Annotated in this window: 14 protein-coding genes; 11 read left to right on the forward strand and 3 right to left on the reverse strand. The window is 65.2% G+C overall.

All coding sequences use genetic code 11. The features are described 5' to 3' along the window. The first annotated feature begins 5 nt into the window (after window positions 1-5). The 3 genes from BJP05_RS01575 to BJP05_RS01585 are packed head-to-tail and all read left to right on the forward strand — an operon-like array spanning window position 6 to window position 3,627. Window positions 6-1,535: a SpaH/EbpB family LPXTG-anchored major pilin gene (locus BJP05_RS01575; protein ID WP_070361879.1), complete on the forward strand. Its 1,530-nt coding sequence runs from the start codon at window positions 6-8 to the stop codon at window positions 1,533-1,535. Between the two features lie 11 nt (window positions 1,536-1,546). After that, complete coding sequence (locus BJP05_RS01580; protein WP_145945229.1) at window positions 1,547-2,785, forward strand: LPXTG cell wall anchor domain-containing protein; 1,239 nt, start codon at window positions 1,547-1,549, stop codon at window positions 2,783-2,785. Then, a complete protein-coding gene (locus tag BJP05_RS01585; RefSeq protein ID WP_240492783.1) occupies window positions 2,782-3,627 on the forward strand; it encodes a class C sortase in 846 nt (281 codons plus the stop codon). The genes BJP05_RS01580 and BJP05_RS01585 overlap by 4 nt, the downstream gene beginning before the upstream one ends. A gap of 120 nt (window positions 3,628-3,747) precedes the next feature. Here BJP05_RS01585 and BJP05_RS01590 read toward each other — a convergent pair whose 3' ends face one another. Both BJP05_RS01590 and BJP05_RS01595 read right to left on the reverse strand, forming a co-directional pair. After that, entirely contained in the window at window positions 3,748-4,173 is a 426-nt protein-coding gene (locus BJP05_RS01590) for a MarR family winged helix-turn-helix transcriptional regulator (protein WP_070361882.1), read from the reverse strand. 42 nt (window positions 4,174-4,215) lie between these two features. Beyond that, window positions 4,216-4,506, reverse strand: coding sequence for a rhodanese-like domain-containing protein (locus BJP05_RS01595; RefSeq protein WP_070363433.1), 291 nt, complete (start codon window positions 4,504-4,506; stop codon window positions 4,216-4,218). A 49-nt stretch (window positions 4,507-4,555) separates the two neighbouring features. Between BJP05_RS01595 and BJP05_RS01600 the strand changes: the two genes are divergently transcribed. The 3 genes from BJP05_RS01600 to BJP05_RS11095 all read left to right on the forward strand — a co-directional run bounded on the left by BJP05_RS01600 (window position 4,556) and on the right by BJP05_RS11095 (window position 8,684). Continuing rightward, window positions 4,556-5,254, forward strand: a complete 699-nt coding sequence (locus tag BJP05_RS01600; RefSeq protein WP_240492784.1) for a sortase — start codon at window positions 4,556-4,558, stop codon at window positions 5,252-5,254. 106 nt (window positions 5,255-5,360) lie between these two features. Next, complete coding sequence (locus BJP05_RS01605) at window positions 5,361-6,158, forward strand: hypothetical protein (protein WP_070361883.1); 798 nt, start codon at window positions 5,361-5,363, stop codon at window positions 6,156-6,158. Window positions 6,159-6,167: 9 nt separating this feature from the next. Beyond that, the gene (locus tag BJP05_RS11095) at window positions 6,168-8,684 is read left to right on the forward strand and encodes a hypothetical protein (RefSeq protein ID WP_145945230.1); all 2,517 of its coding nucleotides are present in this window, start codon (window positions 6,168-6,170) and stop codon (window positions 8,682-8,684) included. A gap of 228 nt (window positions 8,685-8,912) precedes the next feature. Here BJP05_RS11095 and BJP05_RS01630 read toward each other — a convergent pair whose 3' ends face one another. Next, entirely contained in the window at window positions 8,913-9,389 is a 477-nt protein-coding gene (locus BJP05_RS01630) for an inorganic diphosphatase (RefSeq protein ID WP_070361888.1), read from the reverse strand. A gap of 89 nt (window positions 9,390-9,478) precedes the next feature. Between BJP05_RS01630 and dacB the strand changes: the two genes are divergently transcribed. The 5 genes from dacB (at window position 9,479) to folE (ending at window position 15,224) form a co-directional block, all read left to right on the forward strand. Further along, a complete protein-coding gene (gene dacB / locus BJP05_RS01635; protein WP_070361889.1) occupies window positions 9,479-10,741 on the forward strand; it encodes a D-alanyl-D-alanine carboxypeptidase/D-alanyl-D-alanine-endopeptidase in 1,263 nt (420 codons plus the stop codon). A 2-nt stretch (window positions 10,742-10,743) separates the two neighbouring features. Then, the gene (gene tilS, locus BJP05_RS01640) at window positions 10,744-11,649 is read left to right on the forward strand and encodes a tRNA lysidine(34) synthetase TilS (protein ID WP_070361890.1); all 906 of its coding nucleotides are present in this window, start codon (window positions 10,744-10,746) and stop codon (window positions 11,647-11,649) included. Window positions 11,650-11,728: 79 nt separating this feature from the next. Continuing rightward, window positions 11,729-12,337 carry a hypoxanthine phosphoribosyltransferase gene (gene hpt / locus BJP05_RS01645; protein WP_176754803.1) on the forward strand — a complete coding sequence of 203 codons (609 nt, stop codon included), beginning with the start codon at window positions 11,729-11,731 and terminating at the stop codon, window positions 12,335-12,337. An 18-nt stretch (window positions 12,338-12,355) separates the two neighbouring features. Beyond that, window positions 12,356-14,662: an ATP-dependent zinc metalloprotease FtsH gene (ftsH, locus tag BJP05_RS01650; protein WP_070361891.1), complete on the forward strand. Its 2,307-nt coding sequence runs from the start codon at window positions 12,356-12,358 to the stop codon at window positions 14,660-14,662. Then, complete coding sequence (gene folE / locus BJP05_RS01655) at window positions 14,652-15,224, forward strand: GTP cyclohydrolase I FolE (RefSeq protein WP_070361892.1); 573 nt, start codon at window positions 14,652-14,654, stop codon at window positions 15,222-15,224. The genes ftsH and folE overlap by 11 nt, the downstream gene beginning before the upstream one ends.

Raw genomic sequence — 15,224 nt, forward strand, 5'->3', positions numbered from 1 at the left:
ACACCATGAAACACATCATTTCCCGTTCCGCACTCGCAATTTCCACCGCGGCGGCCGTCGCGTTTGTCGGCCCGGTGGGCGCTTCCATCGTTGCGACGATGCCAGCCGCCGTCGCCCAGGCGCAGGTCGACGTCAACCACGCCACCAAGCTGACCATCAAGAAGTACAAGGGCGAGCCGATCGGCGAAAACGGCAAACTCGACGACCTGAAGACGATCAAGGACGTCACCTTCAAGGTGGAGCGTATCGCCACCGCGCCGCTGAACACCGCGAAGGGTTGGGAAGACGTCGCCGCAGAAGGCGAGAAGAAGGTTTCCGATGTGCAGGCGGACCCGAACTTCACAGCGAAGGAAGTCGCCACGAACGCTGACGGCGAGGCCGTGTTCACGGACCTCGGCGTGGGCCTCTTCCGCGTCACCGAGCTGCGCGCCGAGGGCGCGAAGCACTCCGTGGCAACCCCGTTTCTGCTCACCCTCCCAGCATTCGAGAACGGCGAGGCGAAGTACGAGCGCACCATCAGCCCGAAGAACCAGATCCTCGAGCCGAAGAAGTCGCTCATCAGCGAAAACACCACCCTTGGTGACAAGGCCCGCTACCGTATCGACGCCCCCATCCCAGCATTCGGCCCGAACCCGGAAGGCGATCAACTGAGGGTCGTCGATACGCTGTCGGCGAACCTCAAGTGGACCCAGGCCGAGCACCCCGTGCTGGTGCAGGTGCTGAAGTCCGCCGACGATAAGGAGCCGGAGACGCTTGCCGTCGATACGCACTACACCGTGCCCGAAGCGGGCGGCAACACCATCAACGTGACGTTCACCAAGGACGGCCTGCAGAAGCTGCGCGAGCTGCGCGCCGCGAACCCGGGCCTGATCGTGCGCACCGAGTTCGACGCGACGCTGGTCGACCTGCCCGAGAACGGCACGATCGACAACACCGCGCAGGTGTACTACTCCAACGACGACAAGCCGCACAACACCACCCCAACCGACGACCCGGACGGTGGCGCCACGACACTGAACTTCGCCAATGTTGAGGTGACCAAGCTGCTGAACAAGCAGGCCAAGGAAGGCGAAAAGAACGGCGCCGGCGCCCAGTTCCAGATCTTTACCTGCACCAAGCAGAACGACGGCTCCTGGAAGGTCGAACAAGGCACCGCCGCGCAGCGCGTCGTCATTGACGGCAAGCCCGGAACGACCCTGACCGCCGATCAGACCGTCGCCGACGGCAAGAAGCACGCCGGTGCCGCCCAGGCGAAGGCCAAGGGCCTGAACCTGACCAAGAAGGACAACAAGTTCGCCGACTACTGCGCAGTAGAAACCAAGGGCGTGTCCGGCTACCTGAACAACCCGGAGCCACAGCCGCTAACCTACGACGAAGCCACGAAGACGCTCACCGGCAGCGTGAACAACGTGAAGGACAACCTGTTCGGCCGCCTGCCAGCAACCGGTGAGCGCACCATGCTCATCATCCTGGCGCTCGGCGTGGTGCTCTTCGGCGGCGGCGCTGTCTACCAGCTGCGCTCCCGCAAGGCATAAGTAGGACAGCAGTGAGCAACCCAGGGGCTGCGATGGCGGTGGCGCTGGCCGTAACGGTCGGCGTTGCCGGCGTCGGCATGCCCGTTTTCGGCCCACCCGCTGCGGTGGCTGCGGCACCGGGCAGCGTCACGGTGGACCTGCGCGCCGCCGCAGGTGTCGACGGCCTGGACACCATCGGGGAGCGCACCGTCACCGTCTCCCGCATCACCACCGTGGATATGAGCACCCAGGCGGGGCGTGAGGCGCTGACCTCTCTCGACGTGCCCCGGCTGCTGCGCACGCAGCCCGACACGTTCGTCGAAGTGGCCACCGCGCGCACCAGCGGCGGCCGCGTCACCCTCGATGGCCTGCAACCCGGCGCGTACCTGTTCACGCTGGGCGACAGTGAGGCGAAGGCGGCGTCACACGTCTTCTTCGCGCCCTTCGTGGTACCCGTGACGGAGGGGTCCGCACGCACCGTGGAGCCGAAAGCCCAGCACCTCAGTGTGGCGCTCGAGGCTAACCGCCAGCGCGTCCACCCAGGCGAGGACGTCACCTTTACCGTCCGCGGGGTGGCGCCCAACCCATCTGACGACGGCACCATCGGCCACTACGAGCTCATCCTCACGCTCGCCGGAAACCTGGAGTTCTCTGGGGAGCCTACGGTGCGCATCAACGGGGTGGCGCTCGGCCCGGGCGATGTCACCTTCCATCGCGAAGGCAACCGCCTGCGCGCAGTCCTGACCAAGTCTGGCCTGGCAAAACTCGCGCGCGCCCGAGCCACTGACGCCAGTACCACCGTCACGCTGGAGCAACACGCACGCGCCACCGCGGCAGGCACCGCAGGTGCCGACGCCACCCTGACCACCAACGGCATGGACCCCGAACGCAACCACGTCACCGTGGAGGCCACCCACGCCTACGTGCTCATCGAGGCACCCGCGCAGCAAGGCTCCTCTAAGGGGGATCGCCGCTGGCTGTGGGGCCTGCTTGGCCTGTTGCCGCTGATACCGCTGCTGCCAGGGTTGCCAGAGCAAGCAGGCTCATCGGGCCCGGCTGGACCGTCGCCTGCGGGCCCGCAGGGGACCTCGCCGAAGACACCAACACCAACAACTGAGGGGCAGCCCTCGCAGGACGGGCCGCGCGGCCGCGTCGACCAAGTCCTCGCCTACACAGGCGCCAACGTCATCTGGCTCGCACTGCTCGCCCTCGCCTTGATCGTTGCGGGATGGTTGCTGGCGCGTCGAAAAGAAGACGAGAACGAACAGTGAGCCAACCCAACCGCAAACGCGCCGGGAACCTCATCTCGCTCATCGGGCTGATCCTCGGCGCGCTCCTGCTGCTCTACCCAATCGTGGCCACACTCGCCACCAACGAACAACTCCGCCGCCAAGCCGACGCCTACAGCGAACACACCACCAACCTCAGCGCCGAAGAACGCGACGCCCAACTCGCCCGCGCCCGCGACTACAACCAACGCCTCCTCGCTACAGGCACGCACGCGCGCCCACCCGCCCCAAACGACCCCGACATGCCCGACTACATGGCACAACTCAACCTGCCAGGCTCCGGGGGCATCATGGCGCGCATCCGCATCCCCGACATCGGCGTCGATCTGCCCGTCTACCACACCACCGCACCCCACGTCCTCTACGACGGCGCAGGCCACATGTTTGGCTCCACCCTCCCCGTCGGCGGCGACGGCACCAACGCCGTCATCACCGCCCACACCGGCATGGTTAACGCCGCCATGTTCGACGCCCTCCCCACCCTCAAAGCAGGCCAAGACATCTACATAGACGTGATGGGGCAGCGACTGCGCTACCAGATGGTCAGCCGCGAAGTGGTGAAACCGGACCAATACCAGGCCGTAGGCTACCAACCAGGGGAGGATCGCCTCACCCTGATCACGTGTACCCCCTACGGGCTCAACACTGACAGGCTGCTCGTCCACGCCATTCGCGTACCTCTTGACCCTGACGCCCCCGAACCGCGCGTCACCGGCCTGGGCATCAGCTGGTGGATGATCCTCGTGGCCCTGATCGTGCTGGTGGTGTTGCTGCTGATTCTGTACCGGCGGTGGAAGCGTCGGCGGGACGCTGTCGAGGAGTAGCTGGGAGTTTGCTGGGCACCACGATCCGCGGCGACGGGCTGGTGAACTGGGGAAACGCTGCGCGGGTCTGCTGAAACCCGGGAATTTGGTGCGCGCCGCGCGAAGTGAGTCAAGCAAAAGCTACAAAATCGCCTGCGACAGCTTCCGCAGGTTCTTGAGTTGCTTGTGGTTGGCGGCGTCAAGGGCGCGTTCCTCGGCGGCGGCCACATCCTCCGCGAGTTTCGCCAGGGCCTTGCCGCCCTTCTTGGTGGCGGTCACGATTTGGCGGCGGCGGTCCTTCGGGTCGCGTTCGCGTTTGACCCACGCGTGCTTCTCCAGGCAGTCGATGAGGCGGACCATGTCGGAGGCGTCGATCGCGAGCAGCTCGGAGAGTTGCGATTGGGAGCGTGCTTGCTCGGAGACGCAGCTGAGCACCCAGAACTCTCGCATGGAGGAGTCGTGCTTCGCCAGGGTGCGCTCCACCTCGTCTTTGGTGTGCCTGCGCACGCGTTCGATCTGGAACGATGGCGAAGTAGTCAGCGCCTCTGGGAGTTCAATCGTGGCCATAAGTCCCAGAGTATCGGGCTGCTGGCCAGGAATGAAACCGTGCTACTCGGTGGGCAGCCCGTTGGCGATCCATTCCATGGTGCCGCCCTCGACGTTGATGGGTTCCCAGCCGTGTACCTGCTCGAGGTATTCGCACGCGCGGGAGGAGCGCCCGCCGGAGCGGCAGATGACGTAGATGTCCTGGTCGGGGTCGATCCGGTCGGTGAGGGTGGTCAGTTCGCTCAGTGGCAGGTTGGTGGCGCCGACGGCGTGGACTTCGGCGTACTCTTCGGGTTCGCGGACGTCGATAAGCTGGGCGTTTTCGGGGACTTTGTTGACGTTGATGGATTGCATGTGCGCGATTGTAGCGGAAGTGTCGGGTGTGTCGGCTACGATTTGCACTATGCGCACGCCTCCTCGAACTCGCCCCCCGCAGTGGGTGTTTTGGGTGCGCCGAATAGTGGCGTTGATGCTGATCGTGGCACTCATCTCGCTGCCAGCAAGGTGCGGCAAAGAGGAGCCTGCGCCTGCGCCCGAGCCTCCAGCAGAGGTTCCTGCAGCGCTTGGTCAGTCGCAGCCGCTCGAGATGTTTATTCCCTCGGTCGGGCTTCGCGCGCACTTCGAGGAGGGCCCGTGCCGCGTGCGCGCGGACGCCTTGGATCCGGCCACATTAGATAAGGCATGTGTGTATACGGCGCCGGAGAAGCCGTATTCGCTGCCGGGGCCGGGTGCTGAGGATCTGGTGGTCGTCGCTGGTCACACGGGTGCAGGGGTGCACGGGGTCTTTGACCAGCTTTTCGACGGCTCCTCCGACCAGCACACCATCCGGGTGGGGGACATGCTGTACCTGCGCACCGCCGACTCCGAGGCAGCTGGTGGGAAGTGGTTGTCGTACCGCGCGACTGACCTGCACGATCCGGTGAAAGAGGTCATGGCCAGCGATGTTGATATTTGGGGTGATGGGCCACGCCCGGGCCGGCTGCTGACGATCTCCTGTATTCAGCCGCGCAATATTTTGGCGGACTCGGTTCGCAACGCGGTCATTGGGTGGCAATTTTCGTCCGTGCTGGATGCGCCACCGACCGATACCGGCGCAAAGTAACTGAAGTTTTTTGTGTAAACACTTGTGACTGGGGTGAAGTGCGTCTACAGTGGGGCTAAACCATGAAGTAAGACTTGAGACTTCATGTTGAGCAAAGGAGCCCCTAATGAAGCGCAACACCGTTTTGGCCGCCGTCATGACCGGCGCGCTCGCAACCGCCATCGTCCCCATGGCCCAGGCGCAGGACATTCCGCTGCCGGCCGTGACCCACGACATCAACGGTGCCGAGTACTTCCTCACCCAGGACGGCACCCACTACGTGCCGGACCGCAACCTGGTCAACATCGCGTTTGACCAGCTCTCGGCGGCTGACCGCGAGCGCGCAGTGGACGTGGCGAAGGCGGCCGTCGCCGGGCTTATCGACGCCCCCGCTGCCGAAACCGCAGCCCCGGCAGCTCCCGCAACCGAAGCGACGACCCCCGTCGAGCAGCCAGACCCGACCGGCGACCACCAGGACGTCCCATTCACCGCCGAAGATGTTGACCCGAACAACCCGGCACCGGCTGCAGCTGGCCTGATCGCGCTTCCGGCAGTGCTCGCGATTGGTGGTCTGACGTACTACCTCAACGCTGACGGCAAGACCTACGTCACCGACCTGGCCCGCATCAACGAGCCTCCAACCGACGCCGAGGTGAAGGACTCCAACGCGCTGCTGGCAGAAAACGCTGCTGAGGTGGCACGCCAGGGCCTGGCAACCTCCAAGGCTGCAGGTCAGGCGCCTGTTGAGGCGCAGCAGCAGGCTGCCCCGGCACAGGCTGCCTCGGCACAGTCCCCGGTGGCAGAGCAGCGCGGTATCGCGGCTGAGACCGGATCCAACACCCTGGTGCGGGCGCTGTTTGCGTTGGTGGTGGCGTCGATAATTGGTGCAGCCGTCTTTGCATACGGGCGCCGATTCCTCATATAGTAAACCTTTGTGAAAACTCGAAATGTCCTTGCTGCAGTCTGTACTTTCTCCCTGGTACTAGGGGGTACAGCGCCCGCGTACGCGCACGTTGATGTTCAGCCGAACGGCAGCGAATGCAAAGCGTTGAAGTCGCAGTTCAAGCGGGGGCAGCAACTGGACATTTCGCGGTTTACGTTCGCGGGTGACCGCAATACGGGCATCCGCAACAACACCCTCTACCTTTACGACACCACCGGCCACCGCGCCGACATCCAGCGCGCCGCCGACCTGTGGGTCAAGGCCGTGCGCGACCGAGGTGGATACCTGGATATCAAGTTCATCGACCACAAGACGCCCGAGGCCGTCAGCGTGATCGTGGACCCAAGCCTGCGGCCGCTGGGGCGCGTGACCGGCGGCGGGCCGACACTGACCGTGCGGATTAGTCCCAGGATGTTTGGGCGCTATGTTGAGGCGAAAAGCCGCATTATGACCATCGCGCACGAAATGGGCCACGCGATGGCACTCGCGCACAGCTGCGACGACCTCCTTATGGTCGTCGGAGGCTCCCGTAAACCCGGCCTGGTACCCCAGCCTCTCGACGCCGAAATCCTCATCCAGCGCAACAACCTGCGCCAGAAGCCGACTCCTACACCGGAGCCTTCGCCTGAGCCTTCGCCTTTGCCACCGGTGGTGACGCCGACGACTTCCGAGCGTCCGAAGCCAAAGCCGACGACATCGTCTTCTTCGTCTTCGTCGTCGAGCCAGCCGTCCCTCCCGGACCTGCCACCGTTGCCGATGCCGACGATCCCGAGCGCCCTACCGCTGCCAACGACCTCGACGAGCTCGACGACTTCTGAAGCGCCCTCCGTCACTGTGACGATCGCTCCGGAGACCACGCCGTCTACCTCGACGACTGCTACCTCTAAGCCTTCTACCTCTAAGCCGTCCTCGACGTCTTCGCAGGTACCGAGCACCGACTACATCGTTGCGCCGGAATACGTCGCCCCGCCAAAGCCTTCCACGGTCGAAGAGGGCGAACGCATCGTCGCCGACGCAGAAGCCACGTTGAAGAAGGCCGAGCAGGCTGAGAAGAACGCTCGGAGTACGAAGGACCGCATCTTGGCGCGCCTGCACGTGGAGAATGCGGAGCGTGCCCTCGCGGAAGCCAAGGCAAACCTCGGGAAGCTGCGCGAGCAGCTCGCCAGCGAGACCTCAACGACCACGTCCACAACGCCTACCACGTCGACCACGTCCGCGCCGCGGACAACCGCGACTACGTCGGTTGCGCCAACTCCGACCACGTCGATTACGTCCGTTACGCCAACTCCGACCACGTCGATTACGTCCGTTACGCCAACTCCGACCACGTCGACTACGTCGGTTACGCCAACTCCGACCACGTCGACCACGTCCGCGCCGCGGACAACCACTTCGGCGGCCCCGAGCGTGTCGGCAACGCCAACTACGTCTACGACTTCCGCTACGCGGACAACGCCGACGGTGGGGCCGTCGACAAGCGGGGAGACCTCCACGTCATCGCCTCGTTGCTGCCCGAACTGTGGAGCCACAACACCGCAGTACGAAGCCCCGAGCTACGCGCCCGCAGTGAAACCAAAGAGCGTTGAGGAAGCCCGCGCGGCGCTGGCGACCGCCAAGCAAGAACACAAAATCGCCGAAGCGCTCATGAAGGTTGTGCGCCGCACCGGTTACGCACCAGAAATCAACAAGGCGCAAGCCGAGCTTGACCGCACGTTCTTCCGCGTCGTCGAGGCGCAGGAAAACCTGGACGAGCTGCTGGCAAAGGAGCCGACGCCAACAACCACGGACGTCACTTCTTCTGCTGCGCCATCGTCGGTGACTACTTCGGTCACACCGTCTCCGACCACGTCAGAGGTTTCGACGACCACATCCTCGTCCGCGACCTCGTCCACGTCTTCGTCCGCGTCCTCGGAAGCACCGAAAGCGTCCGCGCCGCGGACAACCGAAACGACTACGGCGGAGCCTTCCACGGAGCCTTCGACTTCCGAGGCGCCGAAGGTGTCCGCGCCGCGGACAACCGAAACGACTACGGCGGAGCCTTCCACGGAGCCTTCGACCTCGGAGGCGCCGAAAGTGTCCGCCCCGCGGACAACCCAAACCATCGAACCTTCGACCTCGGAGACGTCGAAAGCGTCCGCTCCGCGGACAACTACGCCAACGACTACGCTGGTTGAGCCCGCACCAGAGTCTTCAACAACGCTGACTACGACGGCATCCTCTTCGACGACCGAGTCGACTACCACGTCCGAGTCGACTACCACGTCCGAGTCCGCCGCGCGGACAACTGAGGAAGTCCCAGAGCCGGAGGTGGGGACGTCGACAAGTGAGCCGGCACCCGAGCCGAGCGTTCCGGCGCCTGCGACCTGCGCGAAGGATGGTTCTTCAAGTGGATCCTCCGAGAATTGCGAAGGCAGCTCGAAGGGCGGCATCATCGCGGCGATCCTGGTGCCGCTGCTTGCGCTGCTGGGCGCGGCGGCGTTCTGGGCGAAAGATCACCTCAAGTTCTAGACGCTCGTGGTGTGCAGATTGGGCAGCCAGTGACAAAGGACGCAACCCTGCAAAAGCGCATCCTTATTTCCGCTGGTAGGAAAAGGGCTGGATGTATTGGGTTGCGTGTTTTGTCACTCAGGCCGACTCGGGCCTGCTGAGCCGACGCCAAAACCAGGAATTTGGTAGAGGCCCAAGCAAAAAGCCGCCCAGGTACAACCCAGGCGGCAAACACTTAGAAGCAGCGACCTACTTCTTGTAGTTGTCGATGGAGGCCTGCAGGATCTTCTCAGCCTCTGCCTTGTTGCCCCAGCCGGAGCCGGAAACTTCCTTGTTCGGCTCGAGATCCTTGTAGTGGACGAAGAAGTGCTCGATTTCGTCTTTGAGGAACTGGGAGACGTCGTCGATGTCCTGGTAGTGGTCGTAGCGGACGTCGTCGATGACGCAGAGGAGTTTGTCGTCGCCGCCGGCTTCGTCGGTCATCTTGAAGACGCCGATTGGGCGTGCCTTGACGATGACGCCTGGGAAGACGGACTCAGGGAGGATGACGAGGGCGTCCATTGGGTCGCCGTCGTCGGCGAGGGTTTCGTCGATGAAGCCGTAGTCGAGTGGGTAGGCCATCGGGGTGAACAGGTGGCGGTCGAGGTAGACCTTGCCTGTTTCGTGGTCGAGTTCGTACTTGTTGCGGGAACCCTTGGGGATTTCGATGGTGACTTCGACAGCCATGTGCGCTCCTTTTGTAGTCGCGTTGATAATACCGGTACTTATCATACGGGGCTGCGTCGCCGTGTGGGTTTGGGCTACGCTTATGCGCCGTGAAGCTTTGGACTTGGATTGTTGGCGGGGTTGCGTTGGTCGCGGTGGGTGGCGCGGCTGGCTTCGGTGTGGCGGCGCAGCAGGAGTTGGCGCGCATTGAACACGCCCCGGCGTATCAGTTGCCGCAGGCGGAGCCGGTGTTGGTGCCGGCGGTGCCACGCCCGGTGGATGTCCAGGCGCTGCAGGCGCGTCTGGCGGAGCTTGCGGAGGACCCTGCGTTGGGCACGTTCCACGCGCGCGTGTCGGACGGTTCGACGGGTGAGGTGCTGTTTGATCGGTTGGCGGGGGAGGCGTTGCGCCCGGCGTCGACGACGAAGATTCTGACGGCCGCGGCGGCGGTGTTGGAGTTGGGGGCGGATGACAGGATCGAGACGCAGGTGGTGAGTGGGGAGCAGCCGGGCTCGGTCGTGATCAAGGCGAATGGTGACGTGTGGCTGGACGCGGAGGCCATCGACCAGCTCGCCGAGCAGCTCAAAAACCAGCAGGTTACCGCCGTCTTCATCGACACGAAGGCGTGGGAGGGCCAGCCGACCATGATGCCGGGCTGGGACCCCGTGGACATCGATGGCGGCTTCGTCGCGCCCCTGGAGCCGGCGATGCTCTCGGGCGGTCGCCTGAACGGGGAGACCGAGGGGGACGTGCCGCGCTCGCATACTCCGGCGTTGGATGTGGCGCAGGCGCTCGCGGACCGCGTGGGTGCGCAGACGGTCGGCATTGGTCCGGCGCCCGCGGAGGCGGAGACGCTGGCAAGCGTGGAGTCGCCGGACCTGGTGCAGCGCCTGTACATGATGATGAAGGAGTCCGACAACGTCTACGCGGAGGCGATCGGCAGAGAGGTGGCGGCCCACGTAGGTATCGACGCCCCCTCCGCCACCCTGCACGTCCTGGCTGAGCACGGCTTTGACTCGGGCGGCATCACGCTGGTGGACAGCTCTGGCCTGTCGGTGGACAACCGGATCACCCCGCGCATGTTGGACAGCATTCTCAGCGACGCCACCCAACACGAGCTGCTACGCCCGATGCTGGACGCGCTGCCGATTGCGGCCGGCGACGGCACCCTGGCCACCCGCTACGGGGGCCTGGCCGGGCGCGGCTGGGTCCGCGCGAAGACGGGCACCCTGGACGAGACGTCCGGGCTGGCGGGCACGGTGACTGCGGAAAGCGGCAACGTGTACACCTTCGCGCTGCTCTCGAACGATTCGGACATTCTGGAGGCACGACGGGCGATGGACACGTTCGCTTCGGCGCTGCGGGAGTTCTAGCCATGGAGCCGTTCTGGCCCCGGCGCAGCCCCCACTTTTTGGCGTGTCGGCGCGCAGTGCGCGGGTGGACGGAGCCTGCGGTAATTGGGCTGTCGGGCGGGGCGGACTCGTTGGCGCTGGTAGCGGCGGCCGCAGCGGAACGCTTGGACGTGACGGCGCTGGTGGTGGACCACGGGCTGCAGGAGGGATCGGCGGAGGTGGCCAGGCGCGCGGCGGAGCAGGCGCGGAACTTTGGGGTGCCCGCGGAAATCGCGACCATCCAAATCACACGCACAGGTAAGGGCACGGAGGCCGACGCCCGCCAGGCCCGCTACGCGGCCTTGTTCGAGCACGCCGGCCCCGACCGGGATGTGTGGACGGCCCACACCGCGGACGACCAGGCCGAAACGCTGCTGCTCGGGGCGCTGCGCGGCAACCCGGCGGGGATGGCGCCGCGCGCGGGTCGACTGGTTCGCCCGTTGCTGGGTGTCCGCCGCGCGGACACCGCGGGCGCCTGCGCCGAACTGGGCGTCGCACCCTGGCAGGACCCGATGAACAAGGACGAGCGGTACCGGCGTGTGGCGCTGCGCACCCGGGTGATTCCGCTGCTGGAGGAGATCGTCGGTGGGGAGGTGGTCCCGGCGTTGGCGGGCACGGCGGACCGGATCGCGCAAGCCGCAGCGCAGCTGCAACGCATCACCCCGGCCCCGAACGCCGAAACGCTGGATTGCGCGGAGCTTGCAACACTGCCGCCGGTGGTGAGGAGGGCGGTGTTGGCGGAGTGGGTCGTCGAAAAGCGGGGGGAGGTCAAAGGTGCCCACCTTGCGGCGATTGAAGCCCTGGTGACGAACTGGCGGGGGCAAGGTGCGGTGCAGCTCGGCGGGGGAGTGCGGGTGGAGCGGCGCGACGGAACGCTCGTGTTCGTCTAAATGGTTGTCCAAGGTGACGTGAAAGTGGCAAGATGATGAACTGATGCCAAACCGAGACGGTCTTGAGAAAGGGCACCCGATGACCGAGCTGTATGACAAGAAGGATTTCAACGTTGCGCCACACCGCTACGGAGACGACGTAGAGGCGGTGTTGATCCCCGAGGAAGACCTGCAGCGGCGCATCCAAGAGCTGGCTGACATGGTCTCCGAGAAGTACCGCGACTCCGAGCAGGACCTGGTGCTCGTGTGCGTGCTCAAGGGCGCTGTGTTCTTCTTGACGGACTTCGCCCGCAAGCTCTCCATCCCGTGCGAGATGGAGTTCATGGCGGTGTCCTCCTACGGCAGCTCCACCACGTCGTCGGGCGTGGTCCGCATTCTGAAGGACCTGGACAAGGAGATCGAAGGCCGCGACGTGCTCGTGGTCGAGGACATCATTGACTCCGGCCTGACCCTGTCGTGGCTGCTGAAGAACCTGTCGGGACGTAACCCGAAGAGCCTCGAGGTGATCACGCTGCTGCGTAAGCCTGAGGTGCAGAAGGCCAAGATTGATCTTCTCGACGTCGGCTTCGACATCCCCAACGAGTTCGTCATCGGCTACGGCCTGGACTACGCCGAGCGTTACCGCGACCTGCCGTACGTGGGCACGTTGCACCCTCGCGTCTACTCCGACGCGCCTGAGGACATCTAATACACACAGAAGAGCTGTATGACCAAGAATAAAAACGTGTTGCGGTGGGGCCTGATCGGCGCCACCGTGCTTATTGTTTTGTACCTGCTCACCCTCATCGGGGACGACACCCGCGGCTACCAGCGCGTGGACACGTCGATCGCGATGGAGCAGTTGCAGAACAAGAACGCCAAGGAAGTCCAGATCGACGACCGCGAGCAGCGCGTCCGCATTGACCTGCGGGAGCCGATCAAGGTTGAAGAGCGCGAGGGCGTCGAGCAGATCAGCGCTCAGTACCCGGCCCGTACGACGCCGGAGATCTTCGGCGCGGTGAAGGAAGCCGCGCCAGACAAGTACAAGACGAACGTGACGCAGGAGTCCTTCCTGATGTCGATGCTCGGCTTCATGCTGCCGATGGTGCTGATCTTCGGCCTGCTGTTCTTCTTCATGTACCGCATGCAGGCCGGGGGCGGCATGTTCGGGATTGGGTCGTCGAAGGCGAAGCAGCTGTCGAAGGACAATCCGACGAACACTTTCGCGGACGTCGCGGGTGCGGACGAGGCCGTCGATGAGCTGCAGGAGGTCGTGGACTTCCTCATTGACCCGAAGATTTACGAGTCGCTCGGCGCGAAGATCCCGCGCGGCGTGCTGCTGTACGGCCCGCCCGGCACGGGTAAGACGCTGCTCGCGCGCGCCGTCGCTGGTGAGGCCGGGGTGCCGTTCTACACCATCTCCGGCTCCGACTTCGTGGAGATGTTCGTCGGTGTGGGCGCCTCCCGCGTGCGCGACCTGTTCAAGCAGGCACGCGAGAACTCGCCCTGCATCATCTTTATCGACGAGATTGACGCCGTCGGCCGCCAGCGCGGCTCCGGCATGGGCGGCGGCCACGACGAGCGCGAGCAAACCCTCAACCAGTTGCTGGTTGAGATGGACGGCTTCGGCGACCGCGAAGGCGTGATCCTGATCGCGGCAACGAACCGCCCGGATATCCTGGACCCGGCGCTGCTGCGCCCGGGCCGCTTCGATCGTCAGATCCCGGTGACCAACCCGGACATCGCGGGCCGCGCCCAGATCCTGAAGGTGCACGCGAAGGGCAAGCCGTTGTCCAAGGATGTGGACCTGGATGCGCTGGCGAAGCGCACCGCCGGCATGAGCGGTGCGGACCTGGCCAACGTGCTCAACGAGGCCGCGCTGCTCACCGCCCGTATCGGCGGCAACGTGATCACCCCAGACGCGCTGGAGGAGGCCACGGACCGCGTGATCGGCGGGCCGCGCCGCTCCTCGAAGGTGATTTCGGAGAAGGAGAAGAAGGTCACCGCCTACCACGAGGGCGGGCACACGCTCGCGGCGTGGGCGCTGAAAGACATCGAGCGCGTCTACAAAGTCACGATCCTTGCCCGCGGCCGCACTGGCGGGTTCGCCATGACGGCCGACGAGGACGACAAGGGCATGTACAACCGCGACGAGCTCTTCGCCCAGCTCGTCTTCGCCATGGGTGGGCGCTCCGCGGAGGAGCTCGTCTTTGGCGAGCCGACCACGGGTGCCTCCAACGACATCGAGCAGGCCACCAAGATCGCGCGCGCGATGGTCACCGAGTACGGCATGACCTCGGAGCTCGGCACGGTGAAGTACGGCCAGGCCCAAGGTGACGCGTTCTCCGGCATGGGGGCGGGTGCCAAGATGGAGTCCTCGCCGGAGGTCGCGGCCACGATCGATAGGGAGGTTCACAGGCTTATCGACGCCGCCCACGCCACCGCCTACGGCATCCTGGAGCAGTACCGCGACCAGCTCGACACCATGGTGTCCAAGCTGCTGGAGAAGGAAACGCTGCGCCGCCAAGACCTCGAAGCGCTCCTCGAGGGCGTAGAGCCGCACCGGCCGGAGCTGCCCGCCTACGACATCCGCTTCGGCCGCCAGATCGGCCGCGAGCCCGTCAAGACCCCGGTCGAGCTTGCCGAAGAGCGTGGCGAGGAGCCGCCGAAGCGCTTCTCCATCCTTGAGGCGTCGCGTGAGACGCGGGAGCGGCGTCGAAAAGAACGGGAGAAGGAGCACGGCGCTCCGCTGCCACCGCCGCCTGCGGGAGGTACCCCGACCTACGGCGGGCCGAAGCCGCCGAACGACTGGACGTACCCGGGCGCGCCGAAGGCGAAACCTGAGCCCGCGCCAGCGCCTGAGCCTGCGCCGAAGCCTGAGCCGGATACGCACCCGGGCATGGACAACTACCGCCCGGACGAGGAGATCGGGTTCCGCCTGCCGGAGCACGAGCGGCCCGACCGGCCCGACCGACCGTCAGAGGAAGAAACCAAACAGCTGCCACGACACAGGAGCAACGAGGATGACCAGTAAGTTCGACCGCGCCCGCGCCGAAGCCGCGGTGCGCGAACTCCTCATCGCAGTCGGCGAAGACCCGGACCGCGAGGGGCTGAAGGAAACCCCGGCGCGGGTTGCGAAGGCGTACGAGGAAGTGTTCGCGGGGCTGCACCAGGACCCGACCGCTGTGCTGGAGAAGACGTTCGCGGAGGACTACCGGGAGCTCGTGCTGGTGCGCGACATCCCGGTGTACTCCACGTGTGAGCACCACCTGGTGCCATTCTTTGGCAAGGCGCACGTCGGCTACATCCCGGGCAAGGAAGGCAAGGTCACGGGCCTGTCGAAGCTCGCCCGCCTGGCCGATATGTACGCGAAGCGGCCACAGGTGCAGGAGCGGTTGACGGCGCAGATTGCGGACGCGATCGTCGATAAGCTGGGGGCTTCCGCCGTGATTGTGGTGCTGGAATGTGAGCACCTGTGCATGGCGATGCGGGGCATCCGCAAGCCTGGTGCCGTGACGACGACCTCCGCGGTGCGCGGCGGCTTCCAGAAGAACGCCGCCTCCCGGGCCGAGGTCTTGAGCCTGATAAGGAGCTAA

This window comes from Corynebacterium sp. NML98-0116, from assembly GCF_001767255.1.
GTDB lineage: Bacteria > Actinomycetota > Actinomycetes > Mycobacteriales > Mycobacteriaceae > Corynebacterium > Corynebacterium pseudogenitalium.

Bases quoted from the DNA above. Each gene is read 5' to 3' on its own strand.
- BJP05_RS01575 (WP_070361879.1), top strand. From the start codon at position 6: ATGAAACACATCATTTCCCGTTCCGCACTCGCAATTTCCACCGCGGCG.
- BJP05_RS01590 (WP_070361882.1), bottom strand. From the start codon at position 4,173: ATGGCCACGATTGAACTCCCAGAGGCGCTGACTACTTCGCCATCGTTC.
- BJP05_RS01595 (WP_070363433.1), bottom strand. From the start codon at position 4,506: ATGCAATCCATCAACGTCAACAAAGTCCCCGAAAACGCCCAGCTTATC.
- BJP05_RS01600 (WP_240492784.1), top strand. From the start codon at position 4,556: ATGCGCACGCCTCCTCGAACTCGCCCCCCGCAGTGGGTGTTTTGGGTG.
- BJP05_RS01605 (WP_070361883.1), top strand. From the start codon at position 5,361: ATGAAGCGCAACACCGTTTTGGCCGCCGTCATGACCGGCGCGCTCGCA.
- BJP05_RS01630 (WP_070361888.1), bottom strand. From the start codon at position 9,389: ATGGCTGTCGAAGTCACCATCGAAATCCCCAAGGGTTCCCGCAACAAG.
- tilS (WP_070361890.1), top strand. From the start codon at position 10,744: ATGGAGCCGTTCTGGCCCCGGCGCAGCCCCCACTTTTTGGCGTGTCGG.
- hpt (WP_176754803.1), top strand. From the start codon at position 11,729: ATGACCGAGCTGTATGACAAGAAGGATTTCAACGTTGCGCCACACCGC.
- ftsH (WP_070361891.1), top strand. From the start codon at position 12,356: ATGACCAAGAATAAAAACGTGTTGCGGTGGGGCCTGATCGGCGCCACC.
- folE (WP_070361892.1), top strand. From the start codon at position 14,652: ATGACCAGTAAGTTCGACCGCGCCCGCGCCGAAGCCGCGGTGCGCGAA.